Here is a 15,231-nt window from a genome sequence, read left to right as displayed (position 1 = left end):
TCGATGATTCATGCGCGCTTGAAACTGAATTATTCGGGCTTCTCCCTGGATGTGGACCTGCAACTGCCCGGCCGCGGAGTGACGGCGCTTTACGGCCATTCCGGCTCGGGCAAGACCACGTGCCTGCGCTGCATCGCCGGCCTGGAACGGGCCGAGCAGGGTTTTATTCAGGTCAACGATGAAGTCTGGGAAGACAGCGACAAAGGGATATTCGTACCGCCGCATAAACGCGCCCTGGGTTACGTTTTCCAGGAAGCCAGCCTGTTTCCACATTTGTCGGTGCGAGGCAATCTTGAGTTCGGCCTCAAGCGCATCCCTCGCCAACAGCGCCGTGTCGACATGGCCCATGCCACTGAGTTGCTGGGGATCGGCCATTTGCTGGGCCGTGATCCGCAGAACCTTTCTGGCGGCGAGCGCCAGCGGATCGGCATCGCTCGCGCCCTGCTCACCAGCCCGAAACTATTGCTGATGGACGAACCGCTGGCGGCACTCGATACCCAGCGTAAAAACGAAATCCTGCCGTATCTGCAACGGCTGCACGATGAGCTAGACATCCCCGTGCTGTACGTCAGTCATTCCCAGGATGAAGTCGCGCGGCTCGCCGACCACCTCGTTCTGCTCAGCAACGGCAAGGCTTTGGCCTGCGGCGCCATCGGCGAAACCCTGGCCCGGCTCGATCTGCCGCTGGCGCTGGGCGACGATGCCGGCGTGGTGATCGAAGGGCATGTCAGCGCCTATGACGCCGACTACCAGTTGCTGACCTTGCAACTGCCCAACACGGACCTGAACATTCGGGTCGCCCATTCGCCAATGGCTGAAGGCCAGGCACTGCGCTGCAAGGTCCAGGCGCGGGATGTCAGCCTGAGCCTGCAAGGCGTCGAGCAAAGCAGCATTCTCAATCGCCTGCCGGTCACGGTGATCAGTGAAATCGGTGCCGATAACGCCGCTCACGTACTGATCCGCCTGAACGCGGCCGGCACACCGCTACTGGCGCGAATCACCCGCTATTCCCGGGATCAACTGGGCGTGTACCCCGGACAGCAACTCTGGGCGCAAATCAAAGCGGTGGCGGTGCTGGCCTGAATCCGTCGGCACCCCAACGATGGCGCGCGGTCAATGGCTTAACGCCCCATGATTCGTCGCCCAGGATTGCCCGCCATGCCAGATACCGCGTTGCCCGATGTTCTGCCGCCCGACCTGCATTACGTCGATGACAGCCAGCCCGGCATCACCCGCAAACTCCTGCGCGGCAAGTTTTGCTACTTCGACCCGGCGGGACAACGCATTACCGATCCGGATGAAATCAAACGCATCAATGCACTCGCGGTGCCGCCCGCCTACACCGACGTGTGGATTTGCCCCGACCCGCGCGGCCATCTGCAAGCTACCGGCCGTGACGCTCGCGGTCGCAAGCAATACCGTTATCACCCGCGCTGGCGAGAAGTGCGCGATGCCGACAAATACTCGCGTTTGCGGGACTTCGGCCTGGCCCTGCCGAAACTGCGCAAACAACTGGAGGCGCTGCTGGCGGCCCCCGGCTTCAGCCGCGACAAGGTCATGGCCACTGTGATTACCTTGCTCGATGCGACGCTGATCCGGGTCGGTAACACGCAGTACGCCCGGGACAACCGCTCATATGGCCTGACGACCCTGCGCAACCGGCATGTCGAGGTCAACGGCAGCGCGATTGTGTTCCAGTTTCGCGGCAAGAGCGGCATTGAGCACCAGATCACCGTAAAAGACCGGCGCCTGGCGCGGATCATCAAGCGCTGCCTGGAAATCCCCGGGCAAAACCTCTTTCAGTATCTGGATGAAAACGGCGAGCGGCACACCATCAGTTCCTCCGACGTCAACGCCTACTTGCAGACGCTGACCGGCGCCGATTTCACCGCCAAGGACTACCGCACCTGGGCCGGCAGTGCATTGGCATTGGCGGTGCTGCGCGAGTTGCAGTGGGAATCGGAAGCCGACGCGAAGCGGCATGTGGTGGAAATGGTCAAGAACGTCGCCCGACAGTTGGGCAACACTCCGGCGGTTTGCCGCAAGTGCTACATCCATCCGGCGGTCGTCGATGGTTTCATGCAGGGCGCATTATCCAAACTGCCGCGATCAAGAGGACGTAAAAGGTTGAGGGCCGAAGAAGTCGCGTTGGCTGTGCTTCTGGAGAAGCTGATCGAGACGGCTGAAACACCCTAAGACCTCTTTCGAGGCGAACCAAACCGACGAACTGACCTGTCCTTTTTTTGCGTGATTGCAAAGGGCTTCTATGCTTGATCTGAATACGAATAGCTTCGGTGACGCCATGGAAGACATTTTCGTTGTGAAACGCTGCAACAAGATCATCATTCATGGCCGCCGGGCCGGAGAACCCGATCACCCGCCACCCGATGCTGCCGTCTGGTATCGCATTACCGATACCCGCACTCGCGGCTTCATCGGTGATGGCTTTGATCTTGAAGAGGACGCCGCGCGCGAATGTCGGCGGCTTAACGCGGTCAGCTCGCCGAAGTCCCGGCAGGCCTGAAGCTGGCCTGTTTTATTTCCGGGTCTATACTTAGAGGTGCTGAAGGATCAGCGACCCATCGGCAGAAAGCTCGCTCCCCGCGGGCTTTTTGTTGCCCTTTACCCGATTTCTTTGAACGGAGGTGTATGTCATGTCCGAGAAAGAGTCCATCACCACCCTGCTGACCCTGCTTGACTCCCGTCAGGCGCGCCTTGCCGCTGCCTGCAAGGAAATCGCCGACTGGGTTGATAATCAAGGGGGGCATCCGACAGCCCTCAGGATTCGCGATCGTCTGAATGACATCGAGAAAGACACGCCGCAGATTCGCAGCGCGCTGTCTTCACTCAAACCTGTAGAGCCGCCGCTGCCTCGGTTCAGATGAGTCGACCCCAGTACTTGAGCCATGCACAAAGCCCCCTTCAGGGCACCTGAACGGTGACAATCGTCACCAGGCTTATACCTGCCTGCCAGTCAGCGCTACACACCCACCCGGCCAAATTTGCCGGGATTTTTTTTGTTTGTGTCTTTTCCCATTTCACATGGCCTTCACAACTCATCCCCTACAGTGCATCCACTCCTTTCAAGAAATCCCCCTGGCCCGCCCGCATGCGGGCCTTTTTTTGCCTGTTATATAGCGAACGAACGCCCTCGCCTGCCTGTCGAACGATTACACATCACGAAGGAGATACCCCATGGTCACTCACTTCAAAGTCGGCGGGCACCTGGCCTGCGGACACAAAGGCAGCAACCTGACGTCAAGCAGCATACTGACCCGGGTGAAATGCCGAAGCTGCCGAAACACCGATGCGTTCAAAGAAGCACGCAAAGCCGAACGCAACGCTGCCCGTCGCGCCGCACGCAAGGCCAAAGCCACCCACACCGCCAATGACTGGCGCGCAGCCTGGACCCAGCGGCTGATCGAAATGCCCGGTTTGCAAAGATTACCGCGTGGTTTTACCGGCCAGCCATTTGTGTAGCTGACTCCCTGATCCTCCATGGGGCGCTAGATGAGAGAAAATACCGATGAACAGACTTCTTCTGCTTCTGATCGTCTGCCTGTGCCCCGGGCTGGCGATGGCACAAGGGTGCGACGTCAAAACCCGATCCCAAAGCCCTTCGGTCCCCGTGATCGAAACACACTCCTGCTATGAATACGAAGGCATGCCGGTGGACTCCATCGATTGGTCCTGCAGCAATGAGAGCAAGGAAATGCTGACCAACACCAAGAAAAAAGTCGCACAGTGCGGCGATCACTATCGGGCCACCTGCCTGGGCACATTGACTGCAGAGGCGCTGGCCAACCCTCAGTCGATAAGCAAGGACAAGAACAGCAAACCACTGAACATTCCCGACAATGCCCAGGTCATCACGTATTACTACAGCATCGAGAACCTGCCGCAGGCCAAGATCGATTGCGAAACCGGTGGTGGGAAATGGACGCAGAAGTAGCTGTTTTATGAGCTGAAGGTACTCAGGGTCGATACAGGCGAGATAGCGAGCATCGCGGCTGAATTTCTTAAGTGATGGGTGTTAACGATAGGCCTGTCAAAAATTGAGAGGCAGAAACGACAAAGGCCTGCATGAGAAACCTCATGCAGGCCTTTGATAAATATGGTGCCGAAGCCGGGGTCGAACATACCACCTAAAGACCGCTAATTTACTGGATTCTTCTATATTTTAATTCGCCATATATACCTAAACGTATACCTAAACCGGGAAGTACCCCCGCCTTCTCCGCCTCCAGCCGGTCGCCTATCGTGCCGGCGACCTGCCCCGTTTCGCCGTCACCGGGTGGCGCTTGTGATCATCAGCGCTCTCCCCGTTTAAGGATGGTGATTAGGAATATGAAATCTGAAGATGGAAAAATAGTTTGGGCGCGAGGGCTTATACTGCGAACGCTCCGACTTTTGACACAGCACCTCCCGAAGTTCCCTTATGCTCGCCCAAGACGGCGATCTGCCAAAAAACTACGGATTTATGGTTGAAACAGACAGGGACCGGTCTTTGAGGCGAAGGCTCCAGACTTTTGACCTCCCCCCTCCCTAATGGCTTCATCGAGCAGTATCAACTGTCCTAGTTACATTGCCCGATGGAGAGTTACGGATCAACAACCAATCCGCGACGCCCTGCCGTATGCGACCCTGCGCCGGACCTCGAATTACCCGCATAGGGGGGTGAGTCAGGGGTACCTTTCGAACTATCGGACTCAGGTGGGTGGCTTGCTCTGGACAAGCCCCGGTATGGTGACCAACCTCAGGGGCGATGATTGGCCGAGAGTGGCCAAAAGCAGTCGCCTGAAAATATCTAGGAAAGCCGGAGCAATTCAATTCGCTTCGCTCACTGGATTCACAAAAGCTACGCTTTGGCTCATCTGTTAACTGAATTGCTAGGTATCTCGAATGCACCATCCCGAAGGTATACGCTCCGTTCAGCAATTGGTTGCCGAGCGCGCCATTGACCTGCCTGCAGACCCGGGTATCTACGCTTTTTGGTGGATTGGCGAACTTGATCAGTTGCTTGCTGCGAATCGCCGCATCATCCTCAAAGGGCCCAGCGAGCAGCTTGTTGAAGTCGAGTACCGAGACTGGTGGCCTGAGGAGCTCGTCTATCCATGCCTGTACGTCGGAAAAACCACAAACATTCGAAAGCGGTTCTCACTCCACCTAAAGCGCGGTTCCCCTGGTCGCCTTCACGCGGCACACCCTGAGCACCACAAAGCCAAACCCAATACGACCTCATGCCAGTTACGCTGGGGCATTGAGCACATCTTTCCGAATGAAACAAACCCTCTGGCGCTGATCTCTACATCCGTCGGCTTTTCGTATCGAACAGATTTAGTCGATAACGCAATTGCTGAACGCTTCTTCGAGGAGGACCGTCTTGTAGGAGCCTGGCGACCTTGGTTCAATATTGACTCAGAGCGCTGAGATAACTATCCCTTCCTTCGACTGGACTAGTTCCAGCCTGTGGCCTTCACTCAACTCTCATTCCAAGCGTTAGGTGCCACAAATGAGCTCCTTTCAAATCGAAGCCCTGCGAGCGCTCCGGGACATTACGTCAGGACTTCATTTGCAGGGCTACCCCATTGCTGAGTCGGGTAACGGCATTGAGTACAAGAATCACCTGAATTCGACGGTAATGACGGTCTATCACGACCGCCTCGATCCTGAGAATTTGGGCGCTATCGAAGTTGCAGTTGGTTACCAGAATATCGCCGAAGAGTTGAGTATCCCAATTAACTCGGTTGAACACTGGATGGATAGCCTACAACAGCGTTATCCGACCGCCAAGGCTAAGTCACCGCTGTGGTGGCCTCGAATTACGCTGAGATCACTCGCTCAATTAGACCAGATCCATGAGGACTTTCGGCTACTTTATTCTGGGAAATCACTGGCAACTGCCACTCCAGAAACAGAGGAGACTCTACAAGCCTCGCCTCATGATGTCGATGAACGAGTCCTTCGTGAAGTTCAAACTCGCAGAGGTCAGCCGGCCTTTCGTGCGGCGCTCATTCGAGCGTACGGGGTGTGCGCAATTTCGGGTTGTGCAGACATGGAAGCCCTCGAAGCCGCACACATTACGCCGCACTCTTCAGATGAAGACTACAGGACACGCAATGGTCTTCTTCTAAGGGCGGACATTCATACGCTGTTTGACCTGCGGATGATATCGGTGAACCCTCGTTCCGGCAAAATTGTCGTCGCGGCCTCGCTGGGAACTACGTATCGTCAGTACGAAGGACAGCTTCTGCGGCTTCCTTCCGATCCTAAAGACCATCCAGACCCTAGGGGGTTAATGGACCATTTCCAAGCATATGGAGGCAGGTGTGACTGGAGCCCTAGATAGCTGTGCGAAGTACAATCACATCGTTCAACTGAGCACCCTGCCTAACTTAGCGCTCAAGTTGTTCGCTTTCACGGATGTCCGTGTCTGCGACAGTTCCTTATAGCGAATGGCTGCTTGGGGTCGATTCTGTTGAAAACAGCCCGCAGTAATCGTCGCCACAAAAACCGGTGCAACGGAGGTTGAATCTGCCGTGTTTTGAACGACAAACGTGGTTTGTTTTTCGTACCATTGCGCAAATTATGTGCTTTTTTGCCTCAACCTCTGGTTGTCGCGACTCTCCGATTTTTTCAACAGAAATAGGTCGATTTCGGTCAGTCATGACAGGCAGGAAACGGCCCAGGCTGTGTAAAAACGCAGACCTCGTTTTGAAGTCTGCGTTGCTACGTAAAATCTGCCAGTGCTTGGTCAATCAGCTGACCTGAAATTTGCACAGGAACGCGATTCTCGTTCTGGTTCTGGGCGTCAAACCTGCTCTAAAACGTTTTTACACGGCCAGGGCCAGAAGCAGACGTTCGCGTGAAGCGGCTTTGAACCTTGAGCGCTACGCGCTTCCGCTTCCTTCTACAACATACTGGCGAACTCGAGCTCGTTCATGGCTCTTGCTCGTGAGCCTCTTGAATCTCAAAGTGTCTTCAAAACTGCGAGATTCAAGTTAATTACACATCATGGCCTTTCGCCGATAATCTATTCACCTCTAATGAAAAGGAAGTCCTCGTGAAGATATCAGTACGTTTGATGTTGATCGTATCAGGACCAACAAGGACCTTGATCTGCACAAGTGACTCCAGTGCTTTCCTGACAAAGGATCACTCATGACTGTGTCGCTCCCTAAACTGGGCCTCGCCTACCGAAAGGCAAAGGTTGACCTCTACTACTCGACCAACCCGTCGCTCCTAGACATCGCCAACTATGAAGATAAGCTGGCCATTAACCTCGCTAGGCTGATGGCGCAACTCGAATCCATAGACGAAACCTGGGTCAAAAACCCCGAGTTTCTAGGTACATGGAGGCTTGCCCCCAAACAGATCAAGGCCGCAGAAAAGACGCCGAGCACAAGCCTGATCTTCGCTTCGCCTGAGACTGAATGGGCCAGCATTACCGAAGCAAGCAAAAAACCTATCGCCGAGTTTCGGCTTATGGCCAAATGCAGCATAGATTTCCATGTGCTATCGGCACTGTGGATGATGGAAATCGGCGCGCTTTTCGACAAACAGCTGAGTGCCAACGTCTACGGCAGCCGTCTTCGGCGCAACCGGCACGACAAGATCAACACTTGGGCCTTGGGCTCCTTCAAGCCCTACCTTCGCCCCTTCCGCGAGTGGCGGGACGGAGGTATTAATGCCATGAGTTCTGCCTTGGCCAACAAGAAAAAGGTTTTGGCGCTGACCGCCGATGTCAGTAGCTTCTACCACGAACTAAACCCCGGCTTCATGCTTGATCATGCCTTTCACGCTTTAGCAGGTATACATCTGACCGAAACGCAGGCAAAGCTCAACCGCATATTTATCAACGCATTACTGGCTTGGGCACAACAAACTCCACTCGAAAAGGGCTTACCCGTTGGCTTGCCCGCTTCCGCCGTGGTGGCCAATGCCGCGTTGCTAAAGCTCGATCAGTTCATCGAGCGGCAAGTGGTGCCATTGTATTACGGCCGCTACGTGGATGACATTTTACTGGTCATGGAAAACACCAGCGATATCAAAACCACTGAGCAGTTCTGGGACTGGGTCTTCAACCGAGACGGTGGTCGAGATCTGCTCAAGAACGACAATCGCAGCATTCTGTTCAAACCTGACTACCTTGACGGTTGCCGCATAGCTTTCGAAAACGCAAAGAACAAACTTTTCATCCTCGCTGGCTCACCAGGCTTGGCTCTAGTCAACGCAATATCGGAGCAGATTAACCAGCGCGCAAGCGAATGGCGTTCCCTCCCGGACCTGCCGGATTCACCCAGCAGCGTGGCCACGGATCTACTCAAAGCCACCAACCTCGGTGGCGAACAAGCAGATAATTTGCGTAAAACTGACGCACTTACCCTGCACCGTGCCGGTTTTGCTCTTAGTCTGCGCGACTACGAGGCCTTCGAACGTGATCTGCTACCAGAGGACTGGCAAGCTCACCGTCATGCCTTTTTCTCGGCGGTCATCGAGCATCTCTTGACCCCAATCAAATTCTTCGAACTGGCCCAGTACCTACCCCGCGTAGTTCGGATGGCCGTCGCCTGTGAAGACTTTGAGCACTTGGGAAGAATCATCAAAGCACTAGATACTCTGGTTGCCAAAGTGACGCGGAGCTGTGAGCTGGTCATCAAGGGACTCGATGATAAGAAGGCGCTCCCCTTGGACTGCCATACACGCTGGTGGTCGGCGCTGTTAGAAGCCCTTTCAGAGAACATCGTTTCAGCCTTTCCGCCCCGCCTCTCCAATTCCGGCAAGGTTGCCTGGAAGGCTTTTGAATACGAAATTAAAAATGGTTTACTCGGCGCTCATCGGATTACATTAGCCTTAGGCTATTGGATGAGTAGCGCCAGCGAACTGCAGAAGACCCAATCCAGATTGTTCAGCCGGGACCTCGCCCATATTCCCCTTCGTTTCACCGGCCTACCCATCGAGATGGTCAGCCAGCGCGGTATACCATTACGTAAAAACCTCACGACAGCAGCCATGGACGGGTTACTGCCCGATGAGATGCTTGACGGCATCAACATCCTGACAGGCTGGCTGAAGTTCAAACGCGGCACCCCTGCAGGCTTGGTCTTCGCCACCCGCCCCTTCAACCTGAATGAGCTTTACCTAGTCGCCCCCGCCCCGTTTGTAGCGAGTAACCGCAAGATCTTGGGCACAGTCGTTAAAGCCCTGCGTGGCTTTGATCTCACAGAGCACAAGATGCCCCACATCGACAAAAAACAGGTGCTGCATATCCCCAATGGTGAACCCAAATCCAAACAGACCATCGCTGTAACCAGTTGGGAGACCAAAGATGAAAGCTTTACCGCCGCCATCATGCGCTTGCCCGACCCGGATGGACACCGTCGTTACCAGCGTATCAATCGCCTGATCAACGAGGTAATTTCGCGGCCCGACGGGGCTGGTTACTTAATCCTGCCGGAAGTCGCCCTACCGCCGCAGTGGTTTATGCGTATCGCTGACAAGCTTAAAAGACGAGGCATCTCCCTGATCACTGGAGTGGAGTACTTGCACGCGCCAAAAAAACGCGTGCGGCATCAGGTCTGGGCGTCGCTTACCCATGATGGCCTCGGTTTCCCTTCGCTGATGCTTTACCGTCAGGACAAACAGCGACCCGCTTTTCATGAAGAACAAGAACTCTTTCGCCTTGCTGGCTTGTATATGCAACCTGCTCAGGAACAGCAATGGCAAAAGCCCCCAGTCATACAGCATGGTGACTTCCGCTTTGCCATCATGATCTGCAGCGAGCTGACCAACATTCGCTACCGCGCGGATCTACGCGGTCAAGTCGATGCTCTGTTCGTTCCGGAATGGAACCCCGACACTGACACCTTCAACGCTCTTGTGGAGTCTGCTGCACTGGATATCCATGCCTACATTATCCAGTGCAACAACCGCCGATACGGCGATAGCCGCATCCGCGCACCATACAAAGACCGTTGGAAACGCGATATCCTGCGCGTCAAGGGCGGCAATCACGACTATTGCATAACTGGCGAGATAGACGTGACAGCCCTTCGCCAATTCCAGTCCAGCCACCGGTCTCCTACCAGCGGCTTCAAGCCTGTGCCAGATGGCTTTAACGAAGACATGGCGTTTGATCGAAAAATACAACCCAAGTAGAAGTAAGAACTGCAAGGAGCTACATCTATATGGCTAGCAGACATGGTGGATCTGCTGGCCATAGCTGCCGTTCCTCAGTGGCAGTTATGGGGCGACGCAGGAGTTGGGCCAGGCTGTGTGAAAACACATGTACCGTTTTAAAGTCTGCGTTGCTACGTAAAATCTGCCAGCGTTTGGTTAGTCAGCAGACCTGAAATTTGCGTAGGAACGCGACTTTCGCTCCGATACTGATTGTCAAACTTGCTCTAAAACGTTTTTACACAGCCTGGGGCAATAGCTGCCGCCAATTCCGCATAAGAAATCACGGTGATCCACCTCTTGCAGCGCCTTGTTGCAAGGCTTGAAGTTGTCTACAAACCTAGGAGCGCTTAAAACCAATTCAGTCGATACCAAACCGTATCATTAAGTGGGTTTTTTATCGGTTAAAAAATAGAAATCAGTCATCAATAGCATTATTGATTAATCCCACTGAAAATCAGAACCGACTACACCCACCTAAGGGGGCACTCATAGACTTCACCACTAGCTGTCAATATCAAAATCGAGGTGCGCCCTTAATTCGAGAATTAAAAACATCCATGAAATCACGGAAAGCTCAGATACCAGAACAGAAAACATACAATAAAGACGAATTCCCAAACCCCTTCATCTCGTAGTAATATGATGCCTTTCAAGACAACCATTATAAACATGCTCACCCAACTCGGACGCTGACGCCCGAGGCCGACTATATGTGAATCTAATCAGATCTATCTTCTGCTTAATATCCGCATCATTCATTGTCGTTCCTTTAAATTTATACTCAGCCCTAGATACTAGACTTTCTTCATCAAGTCCATTATCTCTTAGCCCAGCTACGACTTCTACCATCACCTTGTCGGCCAGACACAGCTTTTTTAATAATAGACCAATTTGTTTAGCCTGATTATCCCAGTACTCAGCACGCTTCATTAACTCTCGATTTATAGATGGGTCATCGGTAGCCGATACAATAGAAATACTCCCCATCCATAATACAATAATAGCGCGAAAAAACATCATGAGCAGCTCCATTCAATGGCATCAGATAGAATAATTCGAAGCAACCATAAAATTAAGACATAGGAAATATATAGCATCTAGCCAGCACCAAAGCGAATCTGGAGTTGAGCACAAAAAGAAATAAAAATAACAATAATTATTTCGATAAAAAATTATGTACTCACTGCTATGTGTCAGTCCCGCCAAAATGAGCCTTAGAGCCTAAAAAACCACATCATCTGCTGCAAATCAGAAAAAGTGGAGGCGGGATATTCACTGGCGGCGGTGAGCGCTAGAGACCTGGTGACTGCCATGCCGAGTATTTCGGCATCATCAGAATCTATTGGGTCTGCTGCAAAAACTCTAATAGCGCTTCTTCTAGCCCGGAATTTTAAGCAATTGCGCTTTGCCTGGCATACGTAGATCTGTCTCTCAAAGGAACTATGCTAATTACTTAGTTATCTTGCTGACACTCATGTATTCACTCGCTCAGAATCTGATCTTCATCAGTTTGATGTTCAATCACTCCTTCGCGCAATTCTTGATCTGCGCTGCTTAAACCGCGACAACGATCGGGCATTACAAAATCATCGACGAGTTTGCACCGCTCACCTTTAAAGTCCGCCTTAACACACCGTCCATACCGCCATATCAAGCAGGGGCTTGCCTGTTGAAGGCCCTCCCCCGACTGAGTGCGTCGATCTAGCTGAGCGGGGACGCGGGGCGGTTATTGCGGGCCAAAGCTGGGGTAGCAGTCGGCAACCTTAGCAACGTCCAATGTAAGCAATCATTTCCATGACAGGCAGCTATTGACCGATTCTGTTGAAAAAGTCGATCCCTCAAGACTGCCTGCATACGGACTGCTGAAAACGCCTTTACTGCGCGCAGCTACGCGAAATCTGAGCCCGGAGTCCTGTGTTCAAGGCAAAGATTTCAACCTCAAGCACGTACTTTTCAGCCGTGGAAACCATGATCGACTTTTTCAACAGAATCGACCAGAAACGGTCAGTCATATGTTTCTATCAAAGCCTGCGCGACTAACTTCCTACGATCTGGAAATATCCGACTAAAGTCAGGGCGGAGGCGCGGGGGATTGCAGAGCGATACGCCCCTGAGGCTCAGCAGCCGTGTCGCCCCCAGTTCTGCAACTGCCAAGTATGAATTGCCCATGCGAACCCGCTATATCCTGATTTGCCTTGTGCTGGTAGGCGCACTGAACACGGCCTACGCCGGTCTCGTTGAAGGTTTATTGGCTTATCGACAAGGGAATTTCAAAATCGCCTTACGCGAATGGCAACCTTTAGCTGAACAGAAGGATGCCCTTGTGCAATACAAGCTCGGGGGGATGTACTTCAAAGGCCTCGGCGTGCCGCAGGACTACAAGGAGGCTATCAAGTGGTTTCGCCTCGCCGCGGAGCAAGGGGATGCCCACGCACAAGCCATCCTCGGTGCAATGCACTACGAAGGCCTTGGCGTACCACAGGACTACAAGGAGGCCATCAAGTGGTTTCGCCTAGCCGCGGAGCAGCGGAATGCCGACGCTCAAATCAACCTTGGGCTCATGTACACCAACGGCGAAGGCGTGCCGCAGAACTACAAGCAAGCTATCGAGTGGTACCACCTCGCCGTTGAGCAGCGGCATGCCGGTGCGCAATACAACCTCGGGGTGATGTACGCCAAAGGTCATGGCGTGCCGCAGGACTACAAGCAGGCTATCAAGTGGCATCGCCTCGCAGCTGAGCAAGGGTATGCCCGCGCTCAATATGAACTTGCGTTGATGTACGCTCAGAGCCTCGGCGTGCAGCAGGACTACAAGGAGGTCAGCAAGTGGTGTCGCCTCGCCGCTGAGCAGGGTTATGTCCCCGCGCAAGCCAGCCTCGGGGTGATGTACTCCAAGGGCCAAGGCGTGCCGCAAGATCATGTGGTGGCTTATGCGCTGTTCAACCTGGCGGCAGCGAGTGCCCCCTCTGGCGATGACTCAATTGTGAAACTCCGCGATTTGTTTGCCGCTGTAATAACTAAAAAGGAGATCGAAGCGGGGCAGAACCTGACGCGAGAAATGTCTGACCATCCCATCGAGGCCATAGATAGGTATCTTGCAATGAAAAAGCTCTGAACCTCACTGGCTACCCCCGAAGAATCCTTGTGGGGCGGATTAAACCCGTATTGCTGGCGGCTCTAGAATTGCGGTGTGAGTTGAACCCTTACTGAAACTTCAGGTGTGACATCGGCGGATGACCGGTAACGGTCATTCTGTGCTGGTCGTGACCGGCTCGATTTGGTTAATCGCGAACAATGAACAAGCTTTGGGCATGTCAGCAGCGTAGTTTGATTTGCCGCCTATACTGATCGAGCAGTTCGGGTTTTCCATCCATATCGTACTTCTCCTCGAACAGTGCTGTGCTCACGGGGAGCACATTTAGGTAAACATAACAAAGCAAGGAGCAACCCATGAAAAATAAAGTAAAAATGACTTCTGCCATCATTGCACTTGCACTCTCAACAACTACATATGCGCTATCTACGAGTGACACTTTAGGCGACTGGAGGAGCGCAACCCTCTCAGAAAAATCAAGTCTGGCCCAGATGATAGCCGATAAATTGAGCAGACCCGGGGTTTCAGAATCATTTCTCATTGCCTGCATTGATGAAACAGCAGGTGATGGAGGCCTTGATCAAATGAAAATTTCAGAGACTGCTGCAGCGTGTGCAACTTTGCATTGAACCCACAAAATGCAAACACATGCCAGCCGCATCGCGACACTCAAAACCTAACATGTGGTTCAAGTTGTTTGCTCCGCTCACTGGGACATCCTAAAGGAAAAACGAGAAAAAAGAGGACGGATTTATTTCTCTACGCAGGTGCGCACAAAAAATAAATCCGTCCCTTTTTTCAAGGGAGATACTTTTATGAATCAGGACGAAATCCTAGCTAAACAATACCTTAACTCGCTTGGCTACAAGAATGTAGTCCACGAGCCTGATGGAAAAGTTCCACCTGACTTCCTTATCAACGGAAGCATCGCTGTCGAAGTACGCCGCCTAAATCAGAACCACGTCATTAAGTCGGGAAAAAAGCAAGGCTTAGAGGAGGTGTCCATTCCGATCTGGCAAGGCATAGAAAAACTCTTGGATACGATCGGCCCCACTCCACCTCAGGAGTCATGGTTTGTCCGTTTGAAAATTAGTCGCCCTTTGCAGCCATGGGGAAGGCTTGCACCGGAAATTCGGCACTCTCTTGAAGAATTCCTTCGGGAGCCAGAGTGGCTTCCGCGAAAGATTCAGGTCACACCTACCGTGCAAATTGACCTCAAGCGAGCGGGCCAGCTCTTTCCTTCAACATTTCGGCTGGGCTCTGTAATTGACCTTGATACTGGCGGATTTGTCTTGTCCGAGCTCTACCGTAACTTGGTAATCGTGGTCACTGAGAAAGAAAAAAAGATCGCGCCTTATCGCCAAAAGTACAAAGTATGGTGGCTTGTTCTTCTGGATTATATTAGCCATGGGCTAAGTGATGAAGAAAAGGAGGAGTCCCGAACCTTTCCGCTCCTCAATCATCGTTGGGACAAAATAATCCTGACCAATCCGACTGAGCCGAGTAATGCGTACGAGGTGAGCTAGTCCTTCTGTCGTCACTGACTCCACCCGGTGTGCTGACCATCACTTGCATCCGGCAGAGATGCAACAGGCAGATAACGACCCTAAGCGGCCGGTGGGGACAGGCAGAAACCGGTCCAGAGTGTGTAAAAACGCTCATGGCCTCATCGTCTTGGAGCATCGACGTTCGTTGGCTGAGCCATTGCACGGTCAATGTTGCGGGGTCGCATCGGTCGCGACCTGGAACACGTCAACGCTGTTTTTACAGTCTCTGGGATGGGCCAGAATCAGCCTTTTTATGCCGACAGCGCCTTAATCAAACCGTGAGCGCCGATGATTTTCATGACCCGTTTCATGTTTTAGGCGAGTACATTTCCGCACTCACCCCGGCCAGCTTTCGCGTCAGGAAGTGCGCCGCACCCACGACCTCAACATGACAGGCAGTGCGCTTAGCGT

13 protein-coding genes are annotated in these 15,231 nt (G+C 53.1%); 12 read left to right on the top strand and 1 reads right to left on the bottom strand.

The features are described 5' to 3' along the window. The first annotated feature begins 3 nt into the window (after nt 1–3). From modC to AB7M26_RS20375, 9 genes are all read left to right on the top strand, one after another. On the top strand, nt 4–1,083 hold the full coding sequence (modC, locus tag AB7M26_RS20415; RefSeq protein WP_123494767.1) for a molybdenum ABC transporter ATP-binding protein: 1,080 nt from the start codon (nt 4–6) through the stop codon (nt 1,081–1,083). Between the two features lie 75 nt (nt 1,084–1,158). Beyond that, entirely contained in the window at nt 1,159–2,196 is a 1,038-nt protein-coding gene (locus AB7M26_RS20410; protein ID WP_123494768.1) for a DNA topoisomerase IB, read from the top strand. A 70-nt stretch (nt 2,197–2,266) separates the two neighbouring features. Continuing rightward, complete coding sequence (locus AB7M26_RS20405) at nt 2,267–2,524, top strand: hypothetical protein (RefSeq protein WP_007900018.1); 258 nt, start codon at nt 2,267–2,269, stop codon at nt 2,522–2,524. Between the two features lie 130 nt (nt 2,525–2,654). Further along, a complete protein-coding gene (locus AB7M26_RS20400; protein ID WP_008012835.1) occupies nt 2,655–2,885 on the top strand; it encodes a hypothetical protein in 231 nt (76 codons plus the stop codon). A gap of 310 nt (nt 2,886–3,195) precedes the next feature. Further along, nucleotides 3,196–3,480, top strand: coding sequence for a hypothetical protein (locus AB7M26_RS20395; RefSeq protein WP_008012834.1), 285 nt, complete (start codon nt 3,196–3,198; stop codon nt 3,478–3,480). Nucleotides 3,481–3,526: 46 nt separating this feature from the next. Beyond that, nucleotides 3,527–3,952: a hypothetical protein gene (locus tag AB7M26_RS20390; RefSeq protein ID WP_123494769.1), complete on the top strand. Its 426-nt coding sequence runs from the start codon at nt 3,527–3,529 to the stop codon at nt 3,950–3,952. Between the two features lie 950 nt (nt 3,953–4,902). Beyond that, nucleotides 4,903–5,430 carry a GIY-YIG nuclease family protein gene (locus tag AB7M26_RS20385; RefSeq protein WP_429385907.1) on the top strand — a complete coding sequence of 176 codons (528 nt, stop codon included), beginning with the start codon at nt 4,903–4,905 and terminating at the stop codon, nt 5,428–5,430. 82 nt (nt 5,431–5,512) lie between these two features. Further along, nucleotides 5,513–6,349 (top strand): HNH endonuclease, encoded by an 837-nt coding sequence (locus AB7M26_RS20380; RefSeq protein ID WP_429385905.1) that lies wholly within the window; start codon nt 5,513–5,515, stop codon nt 6,347–6,349. Nucleotides 6,350–7,161: 812 nt separating this feature from the next. Then, complete coding sequence (locus tag AB7M26_RS20375; RefSeq protein ID WP_429385903.1) at nt 7,162–10,158, top strand: reverse transcriptase domain-containing protein; 2,997 nt, start codon at nt 7,162–7,164, stop codon at nt 10,156–10,158. Nucleotides 10,159–10,803: 645 nt separating this feature from the next. On the opposite strand, the gene AB7M26_RS20370 is transcribed toward AB7M26_RS20375, so the two are convergent. Beyond that, on the bottom strand, nt 10,804–11,199 hold the full coding sequence (locus AB7M26_RS20370) for a hypothetical protein (RefSeq protein WP_429385901.1): 396 nt from the start codon (nt 11,197–11,199) through the stop codon (nt 10,804–10,806). Nucleotides 11,200–12,346: 1,147 nt separating this feature from the next. Here AB7M26_RS20370 and AB7M26_RS20365 point away from each other — a divergent pair. The 3 genes from AB7M26_RS20365 (at nt 12,347) to AB7M26_RS20355 (ending at nt 14,799) form a co-directional block, all read left to right on the top strand. Beyond that, nucleotides 12,347–13,294 carry an SEL1-like repeat protein gene (locus AB7M26_RS20365; protein ID WP_429385899.1) on the top strand — a complete coding sequence of 316 codons (948 nt, stop codon included), beginning with the start codon at nt 12,347–12,349 and terminating at the stop codon, nt 13,292–13,294. Nucleotides 13,295–13,629: 335 nt separating this feature from the next. Beyond that, complete coding sequence (locus AB7M26_RS20360) at nt 13,630–13,902, top strand: hypothetical protein (protein WP_429385897.1); 273 nt, start codon at nt 13,630–13,632, stop codon at nt 13,900–13,902. Between the two features lie 186 nt (nt 13,903–14,088). After that, on the top strand, nt 14,089–14,799 hold the full coding sequence (locus tag AB7M26_RS20355) for a hypothetical protein (protein WP_429385896.1): 711 nt from the start codon (nt 14,089–14,091) through the stop codon (nt 14,797–14,799). Nucleotides 14,800–15,231 lie beyond the last annotated feature (432 nt).

It is taken from the genome of Pseudomonas sp. F-14 TE3482, from assembly GCF_053629455.1.
Note: the sequence above shows the minus strand (reverse complement) of the source record. Positions and strands in the feature narration are given on the sequence as shown.

What these genes read in the sequence shown, in the direction of transcription:
- modC (WP_123494767.1), top strand. Translation starts at nt 4, where the DNA reads ATGATTCATGCGCGCTTGAAACTGAATTATTCGGGCTTCTCCCTGGAT.
- AB7M26_RS20410 (WP_123494768.1), top strand. Translation starts at nt 1,159, where the DNA reads ATGCCAGATACCGCGTTGCCCGATGTTCTGCCGCCCGACCTGCATTAC.
- AB7M26_RS20405 (WP_007900018.1), top strand. Translation starts at nt 2,267, where the DNA reads ATGCTTGATCTGAATACGAATAGCTTCGGTGACGCCATGGAAGACATT.
- AB7M26_RS20400 (WP_008012835.1), top strand. Translation starts at nt 2,655, where the DNA reads ATGTCCGAGAAAGAGTCCATCACCACCCTGCTGACCCTGCTTGACTCC.
- AB7M26_RS20395 (WP_008012834.1), top strand. Translation starts at nt 3,196, where the DNA reads ATGGTCACTCACTTCAAAGTCGGCGGGCACCTGGCCTGCGGACACAAA.
- AB7M26_RS20390 (WP_123494769.1), top strand. Translation starts at nt 3,527, where the DNA reads ATGAACAGACTTCTTCTGCTTCTGATCGTCTGCCTGTGCCCCGGGCTG.
- AB7M26_RS20385 (WP_429385907.1), top strand. Translation starts at nt 4,903, where the DNA reads ATGCACCATCCCGAAGGTATACGCTCCGTTCAGCAATTGGTTGCCGAG.
- AB7M26_RS20380 (WP_429385905.1), top strand. Translation starts at nt 5,513, where the DNA reads ATGAGCTCCTTTCAAATCGAAGCCCTGCGAGCGCTCCGGGACATTACG.
- AB7M26_RS20375 (WP_429385903.1), top strand. Translation starts at nt 7,162, where the DNA reads ATGACTGTGTCGCTCCCTAAACTGGGCCTCGCCTACCGAAAGGCAAAG.
- AB7M26_RS20370 (WP_429385901.1), bottom strand. Translation starts at nt 11,199, where the DNA reads ATGATGTTTTTTCGCGCTATTATTGTATTATGGATGGGGAGTATTTCT.
- AB7M26_RS20365 (WP_429385899.1), top strand. Translation starts at nt 12,347, where the DNA reads ATGCGAACCCGCTATATCCTGATTTGCCTTGTGCTGGTAGGCGCACTG.
- AB7M26_RS20360 (WP_429385897.1), top strand. Translation starts at nt 13,630, where the DNA reads ATGAAAAATAAAGTAAAAATGACTTCTGCCATCATTGCACTTGCACTC.
- AB7M26_RS20355 (WP_429385896.1), top strand. Translation starts at nt 14,089, where the DNA reads ATGAATCAGGACGAAATCCTAGCTAAACAATACCTTAACTCGCTTGGC.